General features: G+C 57.5%; 22 protein-coding genes and 1 tRNA gene. 10 read left to right on the top strand and 13 right to left on the bottom strand.

Annotation, left to right across the window (positions count from 1 at the left end; translation table 11 throughout):
• Positions 1 to 210: 210 nt before the first annotated feature.
• On the top strand, positions 211 to 987 hold the full coding sequence (locus ACQ4OB_RS02355; protein WP_102614413.1) for an SDR family NAD(P)-dependent oxidoreductase: 777 nt from the start codon (positions 211 to 213) through the stop codon (positions 985 to 987).
• A gap of 81 nt (positions 988 to 1068) precedes the next feature.
• Here ACQ4OB_RS02355 and ACQ4OB_RS02350 read toward each other — a convergent pair whose 3' ends face one another.
• Entirely contained in the window at positions 1069 to 1959 is an 891-nt protein-coding gene (locus tag ACQ4OB_RS02350) for a LysR family transcriptional regulator (RefSeq protein ID WP_074876985.1), read from the bottom strand.
• A gap of 166 nt (positions 1960 to 2125) precedes the next feature.
• Between ACQ4OB_RS02350 and ACQ4OB_RS02345 the strand changes: the two genes are divergently transcribed.
• From ACQ4OB_RS02345 to ACQ4OB_RS02315, 7 genes are all read left to right on the top strand, one after another.
• A complete protein-coding gene (locus ACQ4OB_RS02345; protein WP_074876984.1) occupies positions 2126 to 3208 on the top strand; it encodes a 4-oxalomesaconate tautomerase in 1083 nt (360 codons plus the stop codon).
• A 44-nt stretch (positions 3209 to 3252) separates the two neighbouring features.
• Positions 3253 to 4578, top strand: a complete 1326-nt coding sequence (gene dctA / locus ACQ4OB_RS02340; protein ID WP_430955041.1) for a C4-dicarboxylate transporter DctA — start codon at positions 3253 to 3255, stop codon at positions 4576 to 4578.
• 131 nt (positions 4579 to 4709) lie between these two features.
• Positions 4710 to 6014, top strand: a complete 1305-nt coding sequence (locus ACQ4OB_RS02335; protein WP_430955040.1) for a CitMHS family transporter — start codon at positions 4710 to 4712, stop codon at positions 6012 to 6014.
• A gap of 90 nt (positions 6015 to 6104) precedes the next feature.
• Complete coding sequence (locus ACQ4OB_RS02330; RefSeq protein ID WP_430955039.1) at positions 6105 to 7358, top strand: OprD family porin; 1254 nt, start codon at positions 6105 to 6107, stop codon at positions 7356 to 7358.
• A gap of 220 nt (positions 7359 to 7578) precedes the next feature.
• Positions 7579 to 7663, top strand: a tRNA-Leu gene (locus ACQ4OB_RS02325).
• 240 nt (positions 7664 to 7903) lie between these two features.
• Complete coding sequence (locus tag ACQ4OB_RS02320; protein WP_102614409.1) at positions 7904 to 9058, top strand: HD-GYP domain-containing protein; 1155 nt, start codon at positions 7904 to 7906, stop codon at positions 9056 to 9058.
• 38 nt (positions 9059 to 9096) lie between these two features.
• Positions 9097 to 13530, top strand: a complete 4434-nt coding sequence (locus ACQ4OB_RS02315; RefSeq protein ID WP_430955038.1) for a response regulator — start codon at positions 9097 to 9099, stop codon at positions 13528 to 13530.
• 104 nt (positions 13531 to 13634) lie between these two features.
• On the opposite strand, the gene ACQ4OB_RS02310 is transcribed toward ACQ4OB_RS02315, so the two are convergent.
• The 11 genes from ACQ4OB_RS02310 to ACQ4OB_RS02260 form a co-directional block, all read right to left on the bottom strand.
• On the bottom strand, positions 13635 to 14528 hold the full coding sequence (locus tag ACQ4OB_RS02310; protein ID WP_102614407.1) for a DUF2950 domain-containing protein: 894 nt from the start codon (positions 14526 to 14528) through the stop codon (positions 13635 to 13637).
• A 26-nt stretch (positions 14529 to 14554) separates the two neighbouring features.
• Positions 14555 to 16024, bottom strand: a complete 1470-nt coding sequence (locus tag ACQ4OB_RS02305) for a DUF3300 domain-containing protein (protein ID WP_430955037.1) — start codon at positions 16022 to 16024, stop codon at positions 14555 to 14557.
• Positions 16025 to 16248: 224 nt separating this feature from the next.
• Positions 16249 to 16458, bottom strand: coding sequence for a hypothetical protein (locus ACQ4OB_RS02300; protein ID WP_074876968.1), 210 nt, complete (start codon positions 16456 to 16458; stop codon positions 16249 to 16251).
• A 684-nt stretch (positions 16459 to 17142) separates the two neighbouring features.
• Entirely contained in the window at positions 17143 to 17427 is a 285-nt protein-coding gene (locus ACQ4OB_RS02295; RefSeq protein WP_074876967.1) for a hypothetical protein, read from the bottom strand.
• A gap of 307 nt (positions 17428 to 17734) precedes the next feature.
• Positions 17735 to 17965 carry a hypothetical protein gene (locus tag ACQ4OB_RS02290; RefSeq protein ID WP_056852777.1) on the bottom strand — a complete coding sequence of 77 codons (231 nt, stop codon included), beginning with the start codon at positions 17963 to 17965 and terminating at the stop codon, positions 17735 to 17737.
• A gap of 128 nt (positions 17966 to 18093) precedes the next feature.
• Positions 18094 to 18315: a hypothetical protein gene (locus tag ACQ4OB_RS02285; protein ID WP_074876965.1), complete on the bottom strand. Its 222-nt coding sequence runs from the start codon at positions 18313 to 18315 to the stop codon at positions 18094 to 18096.
• Positions 18316 to 18387: 72 nt separating this feature from the next.
• Positions 18388 to 19428, bottom strand: a complete 1041-nt coding sequence (locus ACQ4OB_RS02280; protein ID WP_102614404.1) for a DNA topoisomerase IB — start codon at positions 19426 to 19428, stop codon at positions 18388 to 18390.
• Positions 19429 to 19503: 75 nt separating this feature from the next.
• Positions 19504 to 20583 (bottom strand): molybdenum ABC transporter ATP-binding protein, encoded by a 1080-nt coding sequence (gene modC / locus ACQ4OB_RS02275; RefSeq protein ID WP_074876961.1) that lies wholly within the window; start codon positions 20581 to 20583, stop codon positions 19504 to 19506.
• A gap of 3 nt (positions 20584 to 20586) precedes the next feature.
• Positions 20587 to 21267 (bottom strand): molybdate ABC transporter permease subunit, encoded by a 681-nt coding sequence (modB, locus tag ACQ4OB_RS02270; protein ID WP_074876958.1) that lies wholly within the window; start codon positions 21265 to 21267, stop codon positions 20587 to 20589.
• The gene (gene modA / locus ACQ4OB_RS02265; protein ID WP_102614402.1) at positions 21267 to 22034 is read right to left on the bottom strand and encodes a molybdate ABC transporter substrate-binding protein; all 768 of its coding nucleotides are present in this window, start codon (positions 22032 to 22034) and stop codon (positions 21267 to 21269) included. Before modA ends, modB begins: the two co-directional genes overlap by 1 nt.
• A 124-nt stretch (positions 22035 to 22158) precedes the next feature.
• Entirely contained in the window at positions 22159 to 23223 is a 1065-nt protein-coding gene (locus ACQ4OB_RS02260) for an NAD(P)H-dependent flavin oxidoreductase (protein WP_430955036.1), read from the bottom strand.
• Positions 23224 to 23410: 187 nt separating this feature from the next.
• Here ACQ4OB_RS02260 and ACQ4OB_RS02255 point away from each other — a divergent pair, with 187 nt between their 5' ends.
• Together ACQ4OB_RS02255 and ACQ4OB_RS02250 are read left to right on the top strand one after the other, a co-directional pair.
• On the top strand, positions 23411 to 24394 hold the full coding sequence (locus tag ACQ4OB_RS02255) for an MDR family oxidoreductase (protein ID WP_102614401.1): 984 nt from the start codon (positions 23411 to 23413) through the stop codon (positions 24392 to 24394).
• Between the two features lie 52 nt (positions 24395 to 24446).
• Positions 24447 to 24935 (top strand): GyrI-like domain-containing protein, encoded by a 489-nt coding sequence (locus ACQ4OB_RS02250; protein WP_074876949.1) that lies wholly within the window; start codon positions 24447 to 24449, stop codon positions 24933 to 24935.
• Here the strand turns inward: ACQ4OB_RS02250 and ada are convergent.
• A complete protein-coding gene (gene ada / locus ACQ4OB_RS02245) occupies positions 24899 to 25972 on the bottom strand; it encodes a bifunctional DNA-binding transcriptional regulator/O6-methylguanine-DNA methyltransferase Ada (protein ID WP_074880714.1) in 1074 nt (357 codons plus the stop codon). The two genes, ACQ4OB_RS02250 and ada, sit on opposite strands and share 37 nt — an antisense overlap.
• Positions 25973 to 26046 lie beyond the last annotated feature (74 nt).

Genomic DNA, 26046 nt, shown 5'->3' with positions numbered 1-26046 from the left:
CCAATCCTTGAATATCGGAAGGCTCAGTATGGCTCCGCGACCATTGAGTCCTGGCTGACAAAGTGATTTTGGTTTGAGTACAAAAGGGCCGTTGAAGGGCCCTTTTTATTTGCAGATATCGACCTCAGTAACCAAATCCTCAACAGATGATTCCGGCTATCTGCTACATCTCCATTATGCATTTCGCAAACCTTCAAAAGGGCCAGGACGATGAATTCAAGTTGGGCAGGGCAGGTGGCGCTTGTGAGCGGTGCGGGCAGTCAGATCGGAATCGGTATGGCAATTGCCCATCGTCTTGGGGCTCAAGGGGCCAAGCTGATTGTCACGGCAAGCAGCGCACGCATCACTGAGCGGGTTGCGGAGTTACGCGCCGCCGGCTTCGAAGCAGAGGGTCGACCGGTAGACTTAACTCAGGAAACCCAGGTTAGTGAGTTCGTCGCTTGGGCTGAGGCCGTCTGGGGCCGCATCGATATTCTTGTAAATAATGCCGGTATGGCGATGCAAGGGAGTCCTGAACCGTTCGCCGAGTTCACGAATACGAGCCTCGAAACCTGGAATCTTTCCATCGCTAGAAATCTGACAACTGCGTTCCTGTTAACTCAAGGGGTGTTGCCTGGGATGCGGGCTAGAGGATATGGCCGCATAGTGAACATCAGCTCAACTACAGGCACCCGAGCCAGTAATCCAGGAGAGGCTGCTTATAGTGCAGCTAAGGCCGGAATGGTAGGGATGAACATGAGCCTTGCCCTTGAGGTTGCTCAATTTGGTATCACGGTGAATTCGGTAGCCCCTGGTTGGATAGCTACAGGGTCGAGCACTCCTGATGAAGTAAAAGCAGCACGCTCTACACCCCTTGGAAGGGCGGGTCGGCCAGAGGAAGTGGCCGCTGCCGTTGTATTCTTGGCTTCACCTGAAGCGAGTTACATCACAGGTGAGTTGCTCGTGGTGGATGGAGGCAATTGCTTGGTTGAGAACAAAGCTTATTAAGACTTTTTTAATCCCTTCTGCGACCGTTGACTCCTGCGCTGGACGATATTGTCTCAACTCAAAAAAGCAGGAAGATTGAGGTCATTTCTCCCATTGCTCCAGCAGTATTGAGACGAATTTTTCTGCTGCTGGAGAGAGTGAGGCGCCTCTTCGATAAACCAGTCCCAACGATCGGTTCACAATAGGCTCTATCAAAGGAACGCTCACCAATGTTGGATGATCCACAGCAGGCATTGCGAGGCTCGGCATTGCCGAAACGCCTAAGCCAGCTTCCACCAGGCCCAGCGATGTAGATAGGTGTTGCACCTCATAGAACCATTGCGGACGCCAGCTCAAGCCGGACAAAGCGTGGTCAAGCAGCATGCGGTTACCGCTTAGGCGACCGACCCCGATAAGGCGGTAGTTGCTAAGTTCAGACCAGGTTACCTCGCTACGCTCGGCCAGTTCATGATCGCGTCGACAAGCCAAAACAAAAGGCTCGTTGACCAACGGCACGAACTCTATGTCTGGGTGTTGGCCGCTCATCATGTTGATGCCAAAGTCGGCTTCGCCACGCAGTACAGCCTCCAGTCCTTCGTTCGCACTGAGATCAAGCAAGCGAATGCGAATTTGTGGATAGCGCTCGTTGTAGAGGCGGATTACTGAAGGGAGGAAGTAAAAGGCTGCGGTGGGGATACAGGCAAGGGTTACACGGCCGCTCTGCCGCTCCGCCAGCTCTCGGATGTTAAGTATCGAGTCGTCGAAGTCATCCAGTAAGCGTCGCGCCTTGGGCAGGAAGTCTCGCCCAACGCTGGTGAGGCTTACCCTTCTTGTCGTGCGATCCAGAAGCGCTGTCCCCAATCCCTCTTCAAGCTTTTTCATTCTCCGACTCAATGCGGGTTGAGAAAGATGCAATGCATCGGCAGCTTCATGGAAGCTTCCAAGTTCTGCGATCTTCACGAAAGATCGGATGTCATTGAGCTCATAATTCACTTTTTCGTCTCACAATCCGAGAGTTGTTACGCCCAGTCAGCCTAAATCCATCATTCGTGAAACGCAATAATCAGGCTGATATTTGCATTGGAAACAATTTTTAAAGCCTGCGACTCTTGCTCACAAGACATCAATTACCCCGATTGATCAACAAGAGTCAGTATTCATGCAACGAATTCCCTGTGTGCTAATGCGCGGTGGTACTTCCAAAGGCCCAGTGTTCCTTGCCTGGGATCTACCTGTTGCGATCGAAGACCGTGACGAACTGCTGCTCAACGTTATGGGTTCTGGCCATGAGCTGGAAATTGACGGTATCGGTGGCGGTAGCCCGCAAACCAGCAAGGTGGCGATCGTTAGCCCGTCGCTGCATCCTGAGGCGGATGTCGACTATCTGTTCGTCCAAGTCATGGTTTCCCAGCGTCGAGTCGACACCGCGCCTAATTGCGGCAATATGCTTTGCGCCGTTGGCCCGTTCGCCATTGAGCAGGGGCTGGTAAAAGCTTCCAAAGACCTGACCCGTGTGCGTATTCGTAACCTCAACACGGGGACTTTTGTGAACGCCGAGGTACAGACGCCCGGTGGGAAGGTCAGCTATGAAGGTGACACCGCCATCGATGGCGTGCCGGGTACCGCCGCTCCTGTGCAACTGACCTTCCTGGATGCTGCGGGCAGCAAGACCGGCAAACTTTTCCCTACTGGGCAAACGCAGGATTTGATCGACGGTATTCCAGTAACCTGCATCGACATGGCGATGCCGATGATGATCGTCGAAGCCGGCCAACTGGGTAAGCGCGGCGATGAAAGTCCTGCTGAACTGGATGCCGACAAAGAGTTCCTGCGTCGCCTGGAGTCCTTGCGACTGCAAGCCGGCTTGGTAATGGGCCTGGGTGACGTCAGCGACAAAGTGATTCCCAAGCCAGTACTCGTGTCACCGGCCAAGGCTGGCGGCACAATCCAGGTGCGCTACTTCATGCCACACAACTGCCATCGGGCCTTGGCGATCACCGGTTCCATCGGCCTAGCCACCGCTTGTGTCACTGAAGACAGTGTGGTCGCGCAATTGCTCGGCGGGATTAGCGAGCCGCGCATGAAGCAAGTACGCATTGAACATCCAAGTGGCGGGATAGATGTCGTACTGTCCTACACCGGCGCTCAGGGTGAGACAATTCGTGCCTCAGTGGTGCGTACATCGCGCAGGCTGTTCTCCGGTTTTGTCTACGCCACGGCTTCCCAACGACTTGCCGGATAATCTCCCCTGGTCATTGCCGTTCTTGCATCAGCACAATTCTAAAAATGGGTGATGCCATGAAAGTTGTAAAATCGCTCTACTTCCAGATTCTCCTCGCCGTGCTGTTGGGTGTGCTGGTCGGGCATTTTTGGTCGCAACAGGCCATTGCCTTGAAACCACTTGGTGACGCCTTCATCAAGTTGATCAAGATGATGATCGCTCCGGTGGTGTTCTGCACGATCGTCACCGGTATCGCCGGCATGAGCGACAAACGCTCACTCGGGCGTCTGTTGAGCAAGACCATGCTGCTGTTCCTGGCGCTGACCGTGATCAGCCTGATCATCGGCCTGGTGTCGGTCTACCTGTTCAAACCCGGTGTGGGCATGAATATTGACCCTGCCCACTTGAGCACCGAGGGACTGTCGCAGTACACCGATTCTGCCGCGAAGCTGGGAGTGGTCGAGTTTTTCATGCACATCATCCCGGAAACCTTCATTGGTGCTTTCAATAAGGGTGAAGTGCTGCCGGTGTTGTTCATCGCGGTGCTTTGCGGTTTTGCGCTGTCGGCCATCGGCGAGCGCGGCAAGCCGGTACTGGATGTACTGGAATCTGCCTCGCACATGGTGTTCAAAATATTCTCCTATCTGATGCGCTTCGCTCCGATCGGTGCATTTGGCGCTTTGGCGTTCACCGTAGGCCAGTACGGTATTACATCGTTGGGCTCCTTGGCCAAGCTGATCATGACCTTGTACGTAGCCTGTGCCTTCTTCGTCTTTGTGGTGCTGGGGAGCATTTGCCGGGCCAATGGCTTCAGTCTCTGGAAGTTGCTGCGCTACTTGCGCGAAGAGTTCCTGGTAGTGCTCGGGACTTCCTCCACCGAGCCGGTGATGCCGCGGATGTTGGAAAAGCTGCAAGCCCTGGGTTGCAAGAAAGGCGTGGTGGGGTTGGTGCTGCCAACGGGATACTCGTTTAACCTCGACGGTACGGCGATCTACCTCTCCCTCGCAGCGGTATTCATTGCTCAGGCCTGCAACATCGAGCTAAGCCTGACACAGACCGTGACCATGCTGGCCATCATGCTGTTGTCCTCGAAGGGGGCCGCAGGTGTGACCGGAGCCGGTTTTGTCGCACTGGCTTCGACACTGACTGTGATCCATGACATTCCCTTGGCCGGCCTTGCCTTGCTGATCGGAATCGACCGCTTCATGTCGGAAGCCCGGGCCTTGACTAGTCTGGCAAGCAACGCTGTGGCTACCGTGGTGATGTCCATCTCGGAGAACGCTTGCGATCGCGAGACACTGATGCGGACTCTTGACGGCGAACCGTCGTCCGCCCAGACCCAGACCCAGAGTGAAAACTGGGATGGTCGCAAGGTCACAGAACACGTCTGACCGGACACGGCTAAAAAACCCAGCAATTATTTCATTCAATTCCCCGCCAGGTTGATCCTCCCGTCTGGCGGGTTCGAGGCCGTGCGCCTGCGCATCGGCCACGCTACTGATAAGAACAAGAGAACTGACCTATGCTCGCATTTCTTGGTTTGGCCATGGTGGTGGTTTTCACCTACCTGATAATGTCGAAACGCCTATCGCCGATTGTCGCCCTGACTGTGGTGCCGATTGTGTTTGCGGTGATTGGCGGTTTTGGCGGCACTACGGGCAAGATGATGCTCGACGGCCTGAAGATGGTTGCGCCTTCGGCTGCGCTTCTGCTGTTCGCCATTCTGTTCTTCGGACTGATGATTGATGCCGGGTTGTTCGACCCGTTGATTCGCAAAATCCTCAAGCGTGTAAACGGCGATCCAATGAAAATCGCTATCGGCACCGCGCTGCTGTCACTGGTGGTCGCCCTCGACGGCGACGGCACAACCACCTACATGATCACCTGCGCGGCAATGCTGCCGTTGTATAAGCGTATCGGCATGAACCCGATGATTCTGGCGACCATCGCCATGTTGTCCTTGAGCATCATGAGTGGCATGACCCCATGGGGTGGGCCCGCAACAAGGGCGATCGCGGCGCTGGGCCTGGATGCCGGCGAGTACTTCGTTCCCTTGCTGCCGACCATGATCGGCGGCGCGATGTGGGTGGTGTTCTCTGCTTTCCTCCTGGGCCGTGCCGAGCGTAAACGCATCGGCAATGTGCAGCTACAGAGCGGTGGCGGTAATTGCTACATCGACGCGATCCTGGGCGATACCCCACACAAGCGGCCTAAACTTGCATACGTGAACCTGTTGCTGGTGATCGCGGTCATGGTCGCGCTGGTAATGGGGCTCATGCACTCGGCGATCCTGTTCCTGATCGGCTTTGTGCTGGCACTGATGATCAACTACCCGCAACTGGATATTCAGAAAGAGCGCATTCTCGCCCATTCGGGCAACGCCATGACCGTCGTACTTTTGGTGTTTGCTGCCGGTATCTTTGCCGGGATCTTCTCGGGAACCAAGATGGTCGACTCCCTGGCGCAAACGCTGGTGGACTGGATTCCGCCATCCTGGGGTCACCTGTTCCCACTGGTGGTGGCGATCACCAGCATGCCGTTGACCTTTGTTCTTTCCAACGATGCTTACTACTTTGGGGTGGTACCGATTCTGGCTAACGCGGCCGCAGCCTATGGCATCGACCCGGTTGAAATCGCCCGGGCCTCGATACTCGGACAACCTGTGCACCTGATGAGCCCTCTCGTGGCTTCGACGCTGTTGCTGGTGGGGATGGTTGACCGCGATATCGGCGATTTCCAGAAAGCCACCGTCAAATGGGCTGTGCTGACTTCCCTGGTGATCACGGCGATAGCTCTATTGACCGGTGCGATTAGTCTCTTCACCTGATTCAACCACGCCACCTGTTTCTCCTGACGCGCCTCACCAGTGAGGCGTGCGCTGTTCTGCACTCCAAATAACAACAATGAGTAGTTCGCTATGACCACTTTGTTTACCCAACGGGCGCTGTTTTCCTTTCTCGGTTTGTTGCCGCTGACCAGCGCCAGTGCAGAAGGGTTTATCAATGACAGCAAGCTTAAGCTGCAATTGCGCAACGTCTACTTCAATGAGAATTTCCGCGACGAGCATGGTTTAAGTGCCAGATCAGCAAGGAAGGCGAAGAGCGAACGAACCGAGTGGGCCCAGGGATTTCTGTTGGATTACCAGTCGGGATTTACGCCTGGCACTATCGGGTTTGGTGTTGATGCCCTCGGCCTGCTCGGGGTCAAGCTCGATTCCGGCCGTGGTCGCAGTGGCACTGGCTTGTTGCCCGTGCATGATGACGGTCGTGCGGCTGACGAATTCGCAAGTCTGGGTATGAGTGCCAAAGCCCAATTGGCCAAGACCACAGTTAAATACGGCACCTTGTTACCCAAGACACCAGTGCTGATCTACAACGATGCGCGTCTGTTGCCGCAAACGTACCAAGGCACACAGATCAGTAGCGTCGACATCGAAAACCTCACCCTCACCGGGGGCTACCTGGATCGATTCAAACTGCGAGATTCCAGCGACAGCATGCCGATTGTGCCCGACGGTTACGGCGGAGATAAATCAGGCGACTTCAGCTATGCAGGCGCCGAATACAAGCTGGGGAAGAGCATTCGTTTGAGTTACTTCTACGGCGAACTGGAAAACTTTTACCGACAGAATTTCGCAGGTATCCAGCACGACCTACCCCTGGGAGGCGGCGTACTGACCAGTGACTTGCGCTATTTCAACAGTGTCGATACCGGCTCCGCCTACGGCGGCAAGATCGACAACAACATGCTGAGCGGGCAGCTGTCCTACGCCATCTCTGGTCATACCTTCGGTGGCGGATACCAGACCCTCGATGGCGACGCTAGTTTGCCCTATATCAGCGGTGCAACGGTTTACTCGTTCAGCAACGCCGGTATAGGCAAGTTCATCGAGGAGGACGAGAAGACATGGATGCTCAACTACGGCTACAACTTTGTCGCTCTGGGCGTACCCGGTTTGACGTTTTCCACCCGGTATCTGAGCGGCAACGACGGTAAGTCCACCACCACGGTAAAAGAATGGGAACGTGACGCCGAACTGGCTTACGTCGTGCAACAAGGCACCTTCAAAGGTCTGGGTGTGCGGTTGCGTAACTACGTTTACCGCTCTGAGTATTCCCGTGGCCGAGATAGCAACCGGATCTACTTTACCTATGACATCGCCCTCTGGTGATCCCCTGATTGCTGCCTCCCGATTTTCCCAGGCCGCCTTTTCAGTGGCGGCTTCATAGGATTGGGTGAAGAGGGGCGGCTTTGCGGTCCGGACACCTCAGATCGTACAACGTGGACTTGGTAAAATTGATTTTCATGGCCATAAGGGTGCCTCATTTCCTAAGTGATTGATTCTGGTTTTGTTTTAGGGTTAAATCGGCGCCTGCTTTTGCATTTCCCATGCCCCGATGGTGAAATTGGTAGACACATCAGACTTAAAATCTGCCGCCGCAGGGCGTGCCGGTTCGATTCCGGCTCGGGGCACCACTTCAAAATCCGCTGCATTTTTCCAATCCCATCCCTGTCACTAGCGTCTAACCGACTCTGGTGTTTTTTTGCTGCGGCCTGAACGGTATCAAAGAGCGCGAGGGATTTTACTGCGCCGCGATGGATGTCTTGGCGCTGGGCCAGTATCGCTTCAATCAGCAATTGCAATGAATAGAGCTACGCTTGTTTGCAGTGGAGGGACTTCGCACGGTCCTTCATTGGGCAGCGGAGCCAAAAGACATGGGTATTGAACAGGATGTTTATCCTGCCGCCACCGTTCTGGTGGTCGATGACACGCCAGACAATCTGATGCTGTTGGCCGACCTGCTCAGCGACAGGTATCGGGTCAAGGCTGCCAACAGTGGCGAAGCGGCGTTGCGGGTATTGCAAAACAGTCCACTGCCGGATCTGATCCTTCTCGACATCATGATGCCAGGGCTGTCGGGTCATGAGGTCGCCCGGCAGTTGCAACAGGATCCTCGCACTCGCGCTATCCCAATCATTTTCCTGACCGCAATGGCGTCAATGGAAAACGAAATCCAGGGCCTGGAGTTGGGCGCGGTCGACTACATCACCAAGCCCATCAGCCCGCCATTGGTCCTGGCTCGGGTGCAGACCCAGCTGAAGATCAAGGCCGCAGCTGACTTTCTTCGTGATCAAAACGATTTTCTGGAGCAGGAGGTCCAGCGCCGCACCCGTGAGGTGGTGGCGATACAGGACGTCACGATCCAGGCCATGGCTTCGCTGGCGGAGACACGCGACAACGAGACGGGCAACCATATCCGTCGCACCCAACATTACGTCAAGCTGCTGGCCGAACTGCTGCGCGATCATCCGCGTTTCAATCTATTCCTGAACGATGACAGCATCCGCCAGCTGTTCAGGTCGGCACCGCTGCACGATATCGGCAAAATCGGTATTCCTGATCACATCCTGCTCAAGCCGGGGCGTTTCACCCCGGAAGAATTCGAGATCATGAAGACCCATACCACCCTGGGCCGTGATGCCATTCAGCGTGCCGAAGATCAATTGGGAATTTCGGTGGACTTCCTGCGCGTGGCCAAGGAAATCGCCTATAGCCACCAGGAAAAGTGGGATGGCAGCGGCTACCCGCAGGGGCTGGCTGGCGAACAAATTCCGATCAGCGCCCGATTGATGGCAGTGGCGGATGTGTATGACGCGCTGATCAGCCGGCGCGTGTACAAGGCGGGAATGCCGCATGAACAGGCGCTGGACATCATTCGACAGGGGCGCGCGACTCACTTCGATCCAGATGTCTGTGATGCATTCCTTGCCAGTGCCGAGCAATTCCACGTCATTGCGGAACGTTTTCAAGACAGCGATCAGGACATGGCCATGCTGATGGACCTGCACCGCACTGCCCAGAAACCCTGAACGGTCGACTCGCCGGTTTTTCATCAACAGGAATTGCTATGACCAGAGTGCTCGCTTTGCTGGAACGACTGCCGCTGCGGATCAAGTTGATCCTCGGTTTCGCGGCGTTAGGCGCGCTGGTTCTTGTGCTCGGCGTGCAGAGCCTGCGAACCCAGGACTCTTTGAAAGCGGATATGCGGCGGCTGTATCAGCAAGAGTTGGCGGGCATGGAACACTTGCAGGAAGCGAGGGTGCAGATGCCGCATCTTGTGCAGGGTTTACAGCATGCCGTCAACGGCGACAGCGAAGTTGTTCGTAGCAAGGGCGTCGAGCAATTTCGTGAGGCTCGAAAAAATCTTCAAGAAGCGTTGCAGCTGGCACAGCCGACCCTCTGGCGCCAGGAAAACCAGGAGCGGTTCGCCACGTTCGAGGTTTTGTTGAAGCGTTTGCTGCAAGACGGTGAGGCAGCACTGCAACTGGCCGGTGCAGGGGATCAAGCGCAAGCCTCGCGGCTGATCAATAGCGTCCTGTTCCAAGGGCTGGATGAGCGCGTGGACGACTTGCTCAAACAAATGGCGGGAGCCAAACAGGCCTCCATTCATGACACAGCCAAACAGATCGCAGAATTTGCCGGGCGCAGCACCCGGCTCACTTATCAATTGTTACTGGGCGGCCTGACACTGGCGTTGCTGATGGGCTGGTTGATCAGTCGCTCGATTCGCCTGCCCCTTTACCGGGTTCGCGCCGCCGTTGACGAGCTGACCGCCGGCCGACTGGACGGGACGATTCCCCATACCGATCTGCAAAATGAAACCGGCGATCTGGCGCGTGCCATCGCAACGCTACAGACCGAGTCGCAACAATTGGAGCGCCAACGCTGGGTCAAGGCGCAAGCCGAACTACTTCAGACCAACCTGCCGCAAGCAGAAACTCCTAGCGAGCTGGCTCAGGTCTTTTTGCGGCATATGGCGAGCATGCTCGGCATTAGTCGGGGCGTGCTTTATAGCGTGCAAGAACATAATGAAAGCCTGCAACTGATTGGCAGTTACGCGACCGATCCTGATTCCCCGCCGGCGTCCACGGTGACTTTCGGAGCCGGTCTCCTGGGGCAATGTGCACTGGATCGAGCGTCCCGTGAATTGCAGGGGCTGACGCAGTCATTCGGACGCTTGCATTCGCAGCTGGGGGAAGTGCCCGCCAGCTATCTGCTGGTGCAACCAGTTGTGCGTGGTGAACGTCTGCTCGGCGTGCTCGAACTGGCGGGTCATCAACCGCTGGGCCCCCGTGAACAGTCGCTTTTGCAGGAGGCCATGCCACGCCTGGCCGGGGCCATGGCGGTGATGGAGCGTCATCTGGCGGTGCAATCCTTGCTGGTCGAGACTCGGCGCCAGGCCGATGAAATGGGCGAGCAGGCTTTGCGGCTGGAGCTGCAGTCGAAGGAACTGGAAGCGCAGCAGAGCGCATTGCGTGCCACCAAGGCCTGGTATCGCGCGATCCTTGAGGCGGCACCGGACGGGATGATCGTCATCAATGCCGAAGGCGAGATCCTGATAACCAACCCGCAGCTGGACACGCTGTTCGGTTATGCCCCGGGCGAATTGGTGGGCGAGGCCATCGAACGGCTGGTGCCTGACGCGGCGCGCGGGCGCCATGTGACGTTGCGCAATGGTTTCATCGCCCATGGCAGCACCCGGCAGATGGGCGCGAAACTGGATGACCTCAAAGGCCTTCGCAAGGATGGCAGTCTGTTTTCCGTAGAGATCGGCCTGTCGCACTTGCCGCTGCTGGAGGGGCGTGGCACGTGCATTTGCGCTTCGGTCCGCGACGTCAGTGAGCGACGGCAAATGCAGGCGGCGCTCAAGTCCAGCGAAACGCAGTTGCGTGCGGTATTGGACAGTAGCCCGGTGGCTATGCTGATCCGTGACGATGAGGGTCGCTTGAGTTACTGCAACCCGGAACTGGAGAGTCTGTTCGGCGTCGACCGCGAGCAGTTTGGTGAGATGGATGAAAATCTCTTCTGGTGCGATGCACAAGCCCGCAGCCGATTCCTGGACGCTGCCGCCAAAGGGGCGGTTATAAATTTCGAGGCCAGCCTGCAGCGCAGCGCAGGAGAACGTTTCGACGTCTTGCTCTCGGCCGTACCCTTGATTCCCGGCGAACGCAGCAGCGCCAGTTGGTATTACGACATCACGGACCGCAAAGCCGCCGAGGCGCAGGTTCAACTGGCCCGGGAAATCGCCGAAGAAGCGACACGCGCCAAGAGCGAATTCCTCGCCAACATGAGTCATGAAATCCGCACGCCCATGAACGCCATTATCGGCATGAGTCATTTGGCACTGCGCACCGAGCTCGATAATCGACAACGCAACTACATCGTGAAGGTGCATCGCTCGGCGGAGAACCTGTTAGGAATCATCAACGACATCCTCGATTTCTCCAAGATCGAGGCCGGCAGGATGGATCTGGAACTAATACCTTTCCGTTTGGAAGACGTGCTGGAGAATTTCACCAATGTGGTGGGCCTGAAGGCCGAGGATAAAGGCCTGGAGCTGCTCTACAGCACGGTCGCCAATCTGCCGACCGCACTGATCGGCGACCCGTTGCGGCTAGGCCAGGTCCTGGCCAACCTGGGCAACAACGCGACGAAGTTCACCGAACACGGTGAAATTGTTCTGGGCATCGAACGAGTTGGGAGTGAGGAGGGCAAGGTCGAGCTGCATTTCTGGGTGCGCGATACGGGGATCGGCATGAGCGAAGAGCAATGCCAGAGGATTTTTCAGTCCTTTATCCAGGCCGACAGTTCCACGACTCGCAAGTACGGAGGGACTGGCCTGGGCTTGTCGATTTCCAAACGTCTGGTGGAATTGATGGATGGGCGCATCTGGGTCGAAAGTACGCTGGGCATCGGCTCTACGTTTCACTTTTGCGTGAGTCTGGGCATCCAGGCAGAGGCGCCTGCGCGGCGCATGTTCACCGCCGACGAGCTGCTAGGCATCCGCGTGTTGGTGGTCGACGACAACGCAAGTGCCCGTGAGATTCTTTCGGTCATGGCACACAGTTTCGGTGTGGAGGTGGACGTGGCTGAAAGCGGTCGCATGGCGCTGCGCATGTTGGTGCAGGCCGAGAAAGCTTCGTTGCCTTTCGACCTGGTTCTGATGGACTGGCGGATGCCAGGCATGGATGGGGTGGAGACCGTCCGCCAGATGCGTTCCAGCAACCTGACGCGCACGCCGTCAGTCATCATGGTCACTGCCCTTGATCGCGAAGAGTTGCTTGAACAGGCCAAGCTCCAGCACGTGCAGTTGCCGGTGGTGCTGACCAAGCCGGTGACTCCGTCCACCTTGCTGGAATCCATCGGCACGGTGTTCGGCAAAGTGCCGCAAACCGGTACCCGCGCCAGTGAGCGCAACGAGCAGAGCGCTGACCACATGGCGCGCTTGAAAGGCGGGCGCCTGTTGTTGGTGGAAGACAACGAACTGAACAGGGAGCTGGCGTGTGATTTGCTGCAAGGGGCCGGCATCGAGCTCGAACAGGCCTTCGATGGTCAGCAGGCACTCGATTTGCTGGCGCGTGACAGCGATTTCGACGGCGTACTGATGGACTGCCAGATGCCTGTGATGGATGGCTACACAGCGACCCGCAGGATTCGCCAGCAATCGAACTTCGCGGCATTGCCGATCATCGCCATGACCGCCGACGCCATGGCAGTGGATCGCGAACGCGCCCTGGCCTGTGGCATGAATGACCACCTGTCCAAGCCATTGGACGTAGACGCCATGTTTGCCACGCTGGCCAAGTGGATCAAACCACGGCTCGGTCGTAGCGGGCAGGCGCAAGAGTTGAACGATCCCCAAATATCCGCATCGTTGCCCACTGAGCTCGAAGGTATCGATAAGGTCGCCGGGCTGACCGCCTGTTCGGGCAAGGAGGCCCTTTACTTGCGACTGTTGCGCAAATTCCATGCGACTCAATTTTGCTTCGTCGAACAGTTTCAAGCAGCACTCGCTGACCCTGATCCAACAGCAACCACGCGCATGGCTCATACCTTGCGCGGGAACGCCGGGAACATTGGGGCCAAGTCTGTGGCGCAGGCGGCCGCACAGCTTGAGCAAGCGTGCCGGGCCGGCGAACCGAGTAAGGTCGTGCAGTCGAATTTATCCGAGGTTGAGCAGCACTTGATGCCCGTGTTGAGTGCGTTGTCGCGGTTGGGTGAGGTAAATCCAGCATCAGTCGAGCAGGCGCTGCCGTCCGGGCCGACAATCAGTGGACGGCTCGCCAGGCTCCGGCGGCTATTGGCTGACAGCGACACCGCTGCCATTGGAGCGCTTGGTGAGATGCGTGGCCTGTCGCTCGGTGATGCGCTAGCCCAGCGTTTGGACCTGGTCGCTCAGCAGCTTGAGCGCTTTGACTTCGAGCGTGCCTTGGAATTGCTGCAAGGCGAAATACAACACTTCGTCTCCACCGACGACGATAACGTGGGGGAGATTGAATAGATCCCAGCCGTTTGTACGCGGCTGAGTGCAACTGCCGTCACTGGGTCTGAGTGACGGCTGTCTGCTTGACATACCCTTAGCGCATTGTTGGTGCTGATCATTATTTACTCTGGATCCTGATCGACGGTCACTTCCTTCCAGCTGTTATCCGGATCAAACAACTTCATCGATTTCGCCAGCTTGTCACTGTCGGGACCTAGGTCCTTCTCGAAGACTTGGCCTTCATGGCTGATCAGGAAGCTCATCACGCCGGTGTCATCGTATTTCGCCGGCCAGGCGACCAGCGCGAAGCCGCGGCTCATTTTGTCCCCGATCATATAGCTGTAGGCACCGCCCGGCGCCGAGGGGCCTTGTCCCTTGAGAATGCGAAAGTGGTAACCGTGCCAGTCGTCACCGCCGGCGGCCTCGCCGAACAATGGGCCAAGCGGGCTGACCTGACCACTATCGTCGTCCGCCCAATAGAGTCCGTCGTGTGTGCCGGGTGTACTCAGGATGTTCTGTGCGTATTCGAGCGCACCGTCATCGTCATTGTCCACCGACGCATAGTCCATCTGGGCATCGTGATAGGTCAGCACAGATTGCACCGTGTAGAGTTCGTTACGGCCGATACGGCGTGCGCGGATTTCATTGCTGCCGGCCTTCATGTCGAACTGCCAACCGTTTGCCCCTTTGACCAGGGGGATAGGCAGGGTCCAGCGGTCACTGCCGACCGACAGAGTTGCCTTGCGGTCAGTGGTTTTTTCGATGTGGTGTTGCTCGTGATACTGCTTCAAAAACTCATCGACATCGCTGCGTTGTACACCTTCGCGGGGAATGACCTGGCGCCAGTCTTTTCCCAGCAACTCTGTCAGGCGTACCTGATCGGCCTTTTCCTTTCCCAGTGCCATGACGAACGCTTCAACAGCCTTTTCCGGCGTGGAGAATGCCTGCTGCGCCGTCGCCATGCACGACCACGCCAAGCCCGCGATGATCGCCAAAGTCGGAGGCAACAGATTCATGAATATTCTTCCTCGACGTTGGCTTTTCACCGACGACCCCCTCTCGAACGCGCTGGACTGGATGGCCGACTGATTTGATTGCCGGAAGAACGCATGCTGCTGGGACGCTGGGCGGAAGCCTGGCTAGTGCGCCCGCGAGAGGCTTGGGCATTGGACTGGGACGGTGAACGCACCCCGGCGAATGCATTGTTTTTGGCACTGCCTGGGCTGGCAGCCGGTCGTTTTGTCGTACTCTGACGCGCCTGAGAGGTGTCCTGCCTACGTTGATTCACCTGGGCAGTCTGTTTGCGAGGCTGCTCGTTTTCGCGAATATTTCTGGCGTTACCCTGGCTTCTGTCAGCCGTTTTCGGTCTGTCCGCGCCTGCCTGCGTTCGATTGCCTGCCGAGATTCCCGACTGCGCCTGGCGTGCTTGTTCACGGGCTTGTCGGTTGCTGGTGGCGGGTCTCTCGACACCGCTCCTGTCCATGGCGCTACGCGCATTCTCACGAGCCTTGGCGCGCTGGGCATCGTCTCCGCGATAAGCCTGGCGCTGGTTGGCACCGTTGAGTTGACGACCATATTCCTGCCGGCTTCTGTTGTCTCGATAGGGAACGCCATCGCGATGTACTGCGTTGTGCTGCCACTTGTTCTGATTATTGGTTATCTGGTTGTTGCGATTGATGTTGTTGTATCGATCGACGTCGATGTCGATGTCGTTATTGCCCCAGTCACAGTCGCCCCATAGCGAGCCGATTATCGCTACGCCGGTGCCGAACGCCAACCCGGCCAGCAAAGCCGAACCCGGATAATAAGCGGGTGGCGGTGGATAGTAGACAGGGGGCGATTCTGGATAAGCCCAAGTGCCGTAGGTGGTTGTCGGGTTGTAAGTGGGAACGTACACCACCTGCGGATCTGCGGGCTGGATGATGATGGTGGAGGAGCTGGCTGGGGCTGAGGATGCGGCCGTCGATGGCGATGCAGTTGTTGGGGCGGGAGCGGTCACATTTTGAACAGTCACATTCTGATACTGATTGCTCTGCAGGTTGCCGGCGGCCTGCGCTTGACGCCGCAAGCGTTGCACGCCCTCCATCACCTCATCGGGCTGCGCCAGAAAGGCATCGCCCAGTCGCTGAACCCAGACAAGATCCTGCCCCACGGTCGCCAGCAATTGGGGAAAGGCGACCAGCGCTTGAACACTTGGGTCCCAGGGTTGGGTTGCCACTTGTTTGACCGCCTCATCGCCTTTGGCTTCAGGATGCGCTTTCGACCAGTTAACGGCCTCGGCGACTTCCCCAGGGTAGGTGCTGGCCATCAGCATCTGTGCAAGAAGCGGGTCTGGATAAAGCGCAATGGGAGCCAGCATCTGATCCAGTTGCTCTTGAGTAAAGACTGCGTCCTTGACTGCCGCTGAAGCGGGTGGCGTTTGGGCAGCGGTGGCATTCGATGGCTGCGCCTGGGCGGCAGAACCATGCAAAAACAGTACAGCTGACATCGCGTAAAACAGAGGAATGCGCATTGCGCCCTCCATGTGCCAGCCAGGCTGGCGAAGATCGGATTAGGCTGCGTCATCATCAAAAAGACAGATACTGTCATTTGATCTGTCATCTCGAACTGAAGCCCTGTTTTTCGAGCCCAAGGTTTATCCGCGTATACCGCTTGGTTTCATGGCGTTGCATTCCTTAATAGTTGTCTACGAGCCAAGGCTGTTGTGGGGCCTGGGAATCCCGTTGTTTTCGGCAGTTATTGACCCTGGCTGCTAATCCCTGGATTTGCGCCGCGTCGATCTTCGCCTGAAGGGTTGCCGATATTGAGAAGCCGTCTCTCGATCAAGACATTTTGAAGGGCCTGGCGGGCTTCAGCGTCCAGCTGGTGCTCTCTCTCCTTGAGTTCAAGCAGGATTGGGCTGGACCAGGTGCGATAGGTTTTCTCGGTCTTGCGAATTGATGTCATCTGTCCCCTCCTTGATCAGTGCCCGCCAACACCGTTGGCGTAATTTGGATTCGATAGAATCCTAGTTGAAGAATCTGTTCGCCGCCAAAAAATAGCAGGGCAATGTAAAGCCCCCATTGCAGACATCGCTATTGTTCTTATCGTTAAAAAATATATCGATCAGTTCGGGGAGAGCTAATCTTAAAAGTTGCGTTGCCTGTATATAAGCAATTATCAGTGGCTGCCATTGCTATAACGTTCTTTCTAGTAGCCCTAAGACTCCAAATAACGCCCATGCCCGTGCCTGCCTGCAGGGCGAAGCGATTGCAGGAGGACATTCATCAGGTGTTGAAGGTGCGTGATCTCAACAGGAAAGCCGTCAAAGACGAGCCGCTTCCGGAAACACTGAATGCTGGTAGAGCAGTGTTAATAAAAACCTCTGCCTACAAAGATTTAGAGCAATTGTAAGTTGCAGGTGATGTGATCTACGTCACCTATAAAGCTAGGGGAAGTCATGCGCAGTGACGGCGTTTCAGTTTGTCTTGCAGATCAATTACAAAGATAACTAACAATAAACTCAGTATCCAATATCTATGTCTTGTGCGCCCCGAGGCAGGGCGAGTTCTGGTCGAAGCTTTCAAGTGTTGGATGTCATGCGCCAGCGGCTGGCCCGAATGAATTCGATTCAGCCGCCGATGCTGTCAGCTAAACGAAAGGCTGACCGGTAAAACCACGAGGCAATCGTTGCAGTCCTTTCATGGCAGTGAGCCGTTCGACCCAGGCCGCTCGCCAGTCATTGGCGCTATGCGTAACTTTGGCTTTGCGTGCGGCGCGGCGTGCAGCGTTGCGCTGGTCTTTGCGCGCATCCTTGAACGCATCGGTGTTGCGGCAGCTTCTGCATTTCACCCGGGTCAGTTCGCTGGTTGAAACGAGTTTGCTGCCTTTGTGACCGCAGGCCAGATGCCCGCCTACTTTGAAGTGAGTAACCATCAGACGCCTCCTTGGTGACGTGTGATCGTTTGACCTCAAGCGTACGGCGACGTTCGTTGTCTGCGTAATAGTCAAAAAAAAGCCCGCGTGCGGGCGGGCCAGGGGATTCTTCAAAGGAGTCCTGTCAATGTAAAGCCTGAGATGTGAATGCCGTGTGAAATGGATTGCCCAGGCATAAAAAAACCCGGCGCCAGGCTGGGTTGGGGATGTAGCAAGAAACGCTCAGGCAAGGACGCACCCGGTGACGATAAGGTCGCCGTTCATGCGTCCTGAAGCAGGCCGTGTCCTTGAGGATGTCCAGATCGAATCATCTGAACCGCGGCAGGGGGCGGTCGACAGGTTTGAGCGACGACAGCGTATTGCGAATCAGTGGTGTGTCCTTCTCGATGTCGTTCAGGCGATCACGGATTCTGAGGGCTGTCGGGTGCCCGCCTTGATGATCGACCCAGTCGGCGATTTCCTTGCATGCCGCTGCCAGGCGAACCTGACGGGAGTCGAGCAGGGTGAGCAGGGTGGTGATGGACTCTTTTTCGGACATGGCAAACACCTCCGTTCAAGAAACCTGTTACTGGCAGCAAAAAGCCCGCAGGGGAGCGAGCTGTTTGCTGATGGGGTCGCTGATCCTTCAGCTGTTTTTCAGTATAGACCCGCGCAAGGCAGGTAGCATCAGCCTTCCCGGGCCGTCACTTGCGACCTGGCATTCAGCTGCCGGCATTCGCGCCGGGCGTCTTCTTCACGATCGAAACCGTCGCCGATGAAGCCGCGGGTTCGAGTATCGGCGATGCGATACCAGACGGCGGCGGCAGGTGGTGGATGATCGGTTTCTCCGGCTCGGCGACCATGGATGATGATCTTGTTGCATCGTTTCACAACGAAAATGTCTTCCATGGCGTCACCGTAGCTAATTCAGGTTCACAACTACTATAGAAGCCATTTGCGATCGTGCAAAAAATAGACAGGTCAGTTCGTCGCTTCAACACTAGCGATCATCTTCTCTAAAAACACCGCAAGCCCGACTTCCTCGGCCCTCAGCCCTTTACGCGCTCGAGGACGGGGCAGGTCAGCCAACGCTCCCAAAAGAAAGCCATCGAGCACCGCCGGGTGGATGTAGCACTTGCGGCAGACGGCCGGTGTGTTACCCAGTTGTTTGGCGACGTTCTTGACCATCTCCACCACATGCCGCTTCGCGTCCGACTCGGACTCCCACTGCAGTTCCCGCAGAACCGCCAGCGCCAACGCGCTGCCAGCCCAGGTTCGGTAGTCCTTGGCAGTGAAGTCGGCACCGGTGAGTGTCTTCAGGTAGGCGTTGACGTCGGAGGAACTGACGGTGTGTCGCTCGCCGTTTTCATCCAGGTACTGAAACAGGTTTTGCCCGGGAATTTCCAGGCAGCGTTTGATGACCCGCGCCAGGCGTCGGTCTTTCACGGTGATCTGGTGCTCGACACCGCTCTTGCCACGGAACTGGAACTGGATTGCGTTGCCGTTGATCTCGACGTGACGGTTACGCAGGGTGGTCAAACCGTAAGACCGATTGTCCCGAGCGTATTGGGAGTTGCCGACCCGGATCAGCGTCGCATCGAGCAAGGTGATGACCGTGGCCATGACTTTGTCGCGACTGAAGCCGGGAGCCGCCAACAGCGTTTCAAGCTGTTTGCGCAGTTTCGGTAGCGCTAACCCAAAGTCCCGCAAGCGTGAATATTTGTCGGCATCGCGCACTTCTCGCCAGCGCGGGTGATAACGGTATTGCTTGCGACCTCGGGCATCACGACCGGTAGCTTGCAGATGGCCGCGCGGGTCGGCGCAGATCCACACATCCGTGTAGGCCGGGGGCACGGCGAGGGCATTGATACGTTTGATCTCATCCTGATCGGTAATGCGTTGGCCCGCAGGGTCGAAATAGCAGAACTTGCCGCGCAGTTTCTTGCGGGTGATGCCGGGCTGGGTGTCATCGACGTAATGCAGGTCGGGTGGCAGCACATCGGGCAGCGCGGTATCGGGCATGGCAATAGTCCTGGGCGGTGGATCAGGGGCCGTTACAGCCATTGACCGCACGTTGTTGCAGTCGTGCCAGCGGATTTACGCCAGCACCGCCACCGCCTTGATCTGTGCCCAGAGTTGCTGGCCAGGGTGCACGCCCAATTGGTCCCGGGAGTAGCGGGTGATCCGCGCCAGCAGCGGTGTGCCGGCAGCGTCCAGACGGATCAGCGCGTGGGCGGCATTGTCCGCGCCCATTTCACTGATCACGGTGACCGGCAGGCGATTGAGGATGCTGCTTTGCTCGACACTTTGCAGGCTCAGGCTGACATCCCGTGCCTGAACCTTGCAGCGCAGCGCCTGACCCGGGGTCATCAGTGAGTGAGCCACGCGAATGTTCAGGGTCGTGTTCGGCAGTTGCAGGGTCAGCAACTGATAGTCGGCGTCATAGGCAATGACGTGCCCCTCGATCACCACGCCGGCATCGTCGCCCAGCGCCAGGGGCAGGTCGAGACGGGCCAGCGTTTCGCCAATAGCGCCGCTGGCCAGTGCCTTGCCATTGCTGAGCAGAACAAGGTGATCGGCCAACCGCGCGACTTCATCCTGTGAGTGGCTGACGTACAGCACCGGGATGTCCAATTCATCATGCAGTCGTTGCAGGTAAGGCAGGATTTCGTTTTTGCGCTGGCTATCCAATGCCGCCAGCGGCTCGTCCATCAGCAACAGTTTCGGGCTGGTGAGCAGGGCACGAGCGATGCCAACCCGCTGCCGTTCACCGCCGGAAAGGTGCTGCGGATGGCGATCCAGCAAATGGCCGATTCCGAGCAGTTCAGTCACGTGTGCCATGTCGACCCGCCGCTGTTGGCGAGGAGTGCGCTTGAGGCCGAACTGCAGATTGGCCAGCACCGACAGATGGGGAAACAGGCTGGCTTCCTGGAAGACGTAACCCAGCGCCCGCTTGTGTGGCGGCACGAAAATCTTCCTGTCGCTGTCCTGCCAGACTTCATCGTTGACCTGGATGAAGCCCTCATCGGCCTTCTCCAGGCCGGCAATGCAGCGCAGGCAGGTGGTCTTGCCCGAACCGGAATGACCGTAAAGAGCAGTGACACCGCGGCCGGGCAATTGCAGGTCCACCTCCAGGGCGAACCCTGAGTACTTCAGTTTCAGACGCGTATGAATCATCGGTCAGCTCCAGCCTGCTTTGGTTTTACGGCTGGAGTAGAGCGCCAGCAACACAATAAAAGAGAACACCAGCATCGCCCCGGCCAGCCAATGAGCCTGGGCGTATTCCATGGCTTCGACGTGATCGTAGATCTGCACCGAGACCACCCGGGTCTTGTCGGGAATGTTGCCGCCGATCATCAGCACCACACCGAATTCCCCGACGGTGTGGGCGAAACCGAGAATGGCCGCGGTGATGAAGCCAGGGCGGGCCAGCGGCAGGATCACGCTGAAAAACGTGTCCCAGGGATTGGCACGCAAGGTCGCAGCCACCTCCAAGGGGCGAGTGCCGATGGCAGAAAAAGCATTTTGCAGCGGCTGGACCACGAACGGCATCGAGTAGAGCACCGAGCCGATCACCAGCCCCGCAAAACTGAAGGTCAGGGTCCCGAGCCCCAGTGATTGGGTGAAGTGGCCGACAAACCCGTTAGGGCCGAGCGCCAGCAACAGATAAAAGCCAATCACCGTTGGCGGCAGCACCAGGGGCAGGGCGACGATCGCCCCGACCGGGCCGCGCAACCACGAGCGGGTGCGCGATAGCCATAACGCAATCGGAGTGCCGATGACCAGCAGGATAACTGTCGTCAGGGACGCCAGTTTCAGGGTCAGCCAAATGGCGGAAAAGTCGGCACTCGATAGCGTCATTAGAGTTGGTAACCGTAGGATTTGATGACAGCGGCGGCTTTCGGACCTTTGAGGTAGTCAACCAGCGCCTTGGCAGCCGGATTGTCCTTGCCTTTATTGAGGATCACCGCGTCTTGTTTGATCGGATCGTGCATGTCGGCTGGAACGATCCAGGCCGAGCCGCCGGTGACTTTGCCGTCTTTGTAGATCTGCGACAAGGCCACAAAACCGAGTTCGGCATTACCGGTGGAGACGAACTGGTAGGCCTGGGTGATGTTCTGGCCTTCAACGATCTTGGCTTTGACCTTGTCGGTCAGGTCCAGCGTGGCCAGCACCTGCGTGGCGGCGAGACCGTAAGGCGCGGCTTTCGGGTTGGCGATGGACAGGTGCTGATACTGGTTGTCGCTCAGCACTTTGCCCTTTGCATCGACATAACCTTCTTTCGCCGACCACAGAGCCAGGGTGCCGATGGCGTAAGTGAAGCGCGAGCCTTTGACGGTGTCGCCTTCGGTTTCGAGTTTTTGCGTGGTGGTGTCGTCCGCCGAGAGGAACACTTCGAACGGTGCGCCGTTCTTGATCTGGGTGTAGAACTGGCCGGTTGCACCAAAGGAGGTGACCAGTTTATGCCCGGTGTCTTTTTCGAAATCCGCGGCGATCGCCTGAATCGGCGCAGAGAAGTTGGCTGCGACGGCGACCTGGACTTCGTCCGCCAGGGCGGAGCCGACAGCGAACACTGCGAACAGGGTTGCCAGGAAGGTGGGGGCAAAACGTGAGGCACGAATGATCATGAAACGGCTCCGTTGTAGGCAGATGCAACGAGGAGGGCAAGCGCTATATAGTGGAATATATAGCGAAATGCCTGCAAACGGAACGTGTTGAATGCGCGTTATTGAGGTCACGCAGGTGAATGCGTTACCGACGAACTAACCTGGCCAATCCTTCCTCAGCCAGCTTCCGCGTCAGTTCAGCCGTGGTCATTTCAACGCCCAGGGTGAATGCCTGGCCCGCCCAGAGATTGCTGAAATCCGCTTGTCCCTTGGCCCGCAACGGCATCAGCGCACCACCCGCAAGCGGGAAGGCCGGTGCTTTTGCACTCATAGGCCCGAGTTCGCGCATCACCCGATTGAGAATGCCGCGAGCCGGACGTCCGGTGAAAATGTTAGTGATGGCCGTTTCGCTTTCCTTGGCCGTGCGCAACGCCTTGTGATGAGACGCGCTGACCTTGGCCTCCGGTGTGAACAAGTACGCCGTGCCCACTTGTACCGCCGAAGCCCCCAATAGGAACGCTGCCGCGACGCCTCGTGAGTCGGCAATCCCGCCCGCAGCAATCACCGGCACTTTCACCGCATCGACGATCTGCGGCACCAGCGCAAAGATCCCTACCTGGGTGCTCAGATCATCACTGAGAAACATGCCCCGATGGCCGCCGGCTTCATAGCCCATGGCAATGATTGCGTCGCAACCGTGCTGCTCGAGCCAAATGGCCTCTTCGACCGTGGTAGCCGAGGAGAGCACTTTCGCTCCCGTGGCTTTCACACGGTCGAGCAAGGACTTTTCCGGCAGGCCAAAGTGGAAACTCACCACTTCGGGACGAAATTCCTCGACCACTTCGCAGGCCGCATTATCGAACGGTGCTCGATTGGACACCGGCGTCGGCGCGTCGAAGTCCACGCCAAGTTCCCGATAGTAGGGCTCCAGCAGATTCTTCCAGTCTTGAGCGCGTTGCTCATCGGCGGCGGGTGGCTGATGACAGAAGTAGTTGACGTTGATCGGGCGCTGCGTGTGCTGGCGAATCGTTTTCAGCTCTTCGCGCAACTGATCGATGCTCAACATGGCTGCCGGCATCGAACCCAGGCCTCCGGCGTTACTGGCTGCGATAACCATGGCCGAGTTGGTCGCGCCGGCCATGGGCGCCTGGATGATCGGCAGTTCAATGCCGAGCAGGTCAAGAATGCGGGTATCTGGCCATTTGCTCATTTGAAGGGTTCTCCGACGTCATAACAGGGCAGGGACGGTTGGACCGATTTTGTATCAGCTATGACGGACATAAGGCCAGCCGAGTTTTCCTTTCGTGTGCCACTCTTGGCTTAATGTCGAGTACGGTGAAAAATTGCGATGTGTTTTCAACTGCACGACAACTGAGTGATTCCATTAGGAGGCCGTAATGTTCAAAGGCATTTTGATCGACAAAGACGACAGCGGTTACCGGGCCACGCTGCAAGAGATCAATGACGATCAACTGCCCGAAGGCGATGTGACTGTGCGTGTGGCGTATAGCACGTTGAACTTCAAGGATGGCCTCGCGATCACCGGCAGCAGCCCGGTGGTGCGAAAATTCCCGATGGTGCCGGGGATCGATCTGGCAGGTACCGTCGAAGTCAGTACGCACCCGGACTACAAGATCGGCGATCAAGTCGTACTCAATGGCTGGGGTGTTGGCGAAGGGCATTGGGGCGGACTGGCGCAGAAGGCTCGCTTGAAGGGCGACTGGTTGATACCACTACCCAAGGCGTTCACCGCGGCCCAAGCAATGGCGATCGGCACGGCGGGTTACACGGCGATGCTGAGCATCCTGGCGCTGGAACACAATGGCGTGACGCCCGAGCAGGGCGAAGTATTGGTCACCGGCGCCAATGGCGGCGTAGGCAGTTTCGCCATTGCACTGCTGAGTAAGCTCGGCTATCGGGTGGTCGCGTCCACCGGCCGACCTTCCGAGCACGACTACCTCAAGCAGTTGGGCGCCAGCGAAATCATCGAGCGCGCCACGTTGTCCGAGCCGGGCAAACCCTTGGCCAAGGAGCGTTGGGCGGCAGTTATCGACTCGGTCGGCAGCCACACGTTGGCCAACGCCTGTGCCAGCACCAAGGCCAACGGCACGGTCGCCGCGTGTGGCCTGGCGCAGGGCATGGACTTTCCGGCTTCAGTCGCGCCGTTCATTTTGCGCGGCGTAACCCTGGCCGGGATCAACAGCGTGACTCAGCCCAAAGCCAAGCGGATACTGGCCTGGAGTCGTCTGGCCAAGGATCTCGACTTCGCTTTGCTGCCGTTGATCAGTCACGAAATCGGTTTGAGTGAAACGATCGAGGCCGCACCGCGTTTGCTCGCTGGTCAGTTACGTGGTCGGGTGGTGGTCGACGTTAATCGTTGACTGTTGCACCATAATTTAAACAGACAAATGACAGAGACAAGGACTATCGACCATGGATGTTAAGCAGCGTGAAGTGCGGCCCTTTAGCGTCTCGGGCCTGCAAGTGCGCACCTGCAATGCCGCCGAGCAGCAGCCAGACACTGCGCGCATCGGCCCGATGTGGGAACAGTTTTTCGTTGAGGACATCTTCGACAAGATCCCCCACAAACAGCCGGACTCCTTCATGTACGGCGTCTATTCCAACTACGAGTCCGACGCTTCTGGCCATTTCGATGTGACCGCGGGTGCGGCGGTCACCGCGCCCTCCGAGGACTTTGCGCAGATTCAGGTGCAAGGAGGCGACTACCTGGTGTTCAGCGCCAACGGGGCGATGCCGGACTGTGTCATTCAGGCATGGGGCCTGATCTGGGCTTACTTTAAGGACAACCCGCAGGTTTGCCGCTCGTTCGCTACAGACTTTGAGGTCTATACCAGTCCGGATTCAGTGTCGGTCTATATCGGCATTCAGGACTCAGACGGGTTTTCGCGCTCAAGCAACTGACGCTTGCGTTCCACACCCCAGCGATAGCCCGACAGGTTGCCGTCGCTGCGCACCACGCGGTGGCACGGAATCGCCACGGCGATATTGTTCGCGCCACAGGCTTGAGCCACGGCGCGCATCGCTTTTGGCGCGCCGATTCGTTGAGCGATATCGGCATAGCTGGCGGTGCAGCCGACGGGAATTTCCCGCAGGGCTTGCCAGACACGTTCCTGAAAAGCGGTGCCACGAACATCCAGCGGCAAGTCGAGGCCAAGGGCCGGTGCTTCGATAAAACCAACCACCTTGGCGATCAGTTGCTCGAACGCTTGGTCGGCGCCAATCAGATTGGCGCGCCGAAATTTGTCCTGTAGATCGCAGACCAATTGGTGCGGGTCATCGCCCAGCAGGATCGCGCAAACACCACGCTCACTCTGCGCCACCAGAATCGCTCCCAGGGAGCACTGGCCGACGGCAAAACGAATGTCATTGTTCTGACCGGCGGCGCGGTAATCACCGGGTTTCATGCCCAATAGCTGATCGGCGGCTTCATAGAAACGGCTGTTGGAGTTGAAGCCGGCGTCATACAGCGCATCGGTCACCGAGTCTCCGTCCGCGAGGCGCTCCCGGACCCTGCGTGAACGATGGGCCGCAGCGTAACCTTTAGGCGTCAGACCGGTAATCGCTTTGAACACCCGATGGAAGTGAAAGCTGCTGAGGCCCGCGGCAACAGCCAGTTCGCTCAGAACAGGCAGACTTTCCGCGGTTTCGATCTGGCGGCAAGCGGCCGCCACGGTCGCAGCATGTTGCGCGGCGATCTCACTTTGATCTTTCGCGGCGCGCTTGCTTGGGCGATAACCCGCCGCCTGGGCCTGTTCGGCCGTGTCGAAGAATTCGACGTTCTGTGGCTTTGGCAAACGCGCCAGGCTGCTGGGGCGGCAGTAAATGCCGGTGGTTTTCACGGCATATACAAACTGCCCGTCTGCCCGGGGATCACGCGCGATAACGGCGGCCCAGCGAGGGTCGTTCTCGGTGGCAATCTTTGTCGAATGGCTTGTCATGGCTTCATGTCCGTTGATCCGTTTCATGCAGATTAACCAGGCGATGGGGTTGCCGCACTCCGGGTCTTGCGGTC

The sequence above is a fragment of the Pseudomonas sp. ES4 genome (assembly GCF_050586665.1).
In the GTDB taxonomy this organism is placed as follows: Bacteria; Pseudomonadota; Gammaproteobacteria; order Pseudomonadales; family Pseudomonadaceae; genus Aquipseudomonas; species Aquipseudomonas frederiksbergensis.
The sequence above is the reverse complement of the archived record's forward strand: the minus strand, read 5'-3'. Positions and strand labels throughout refer to the sequence as shown.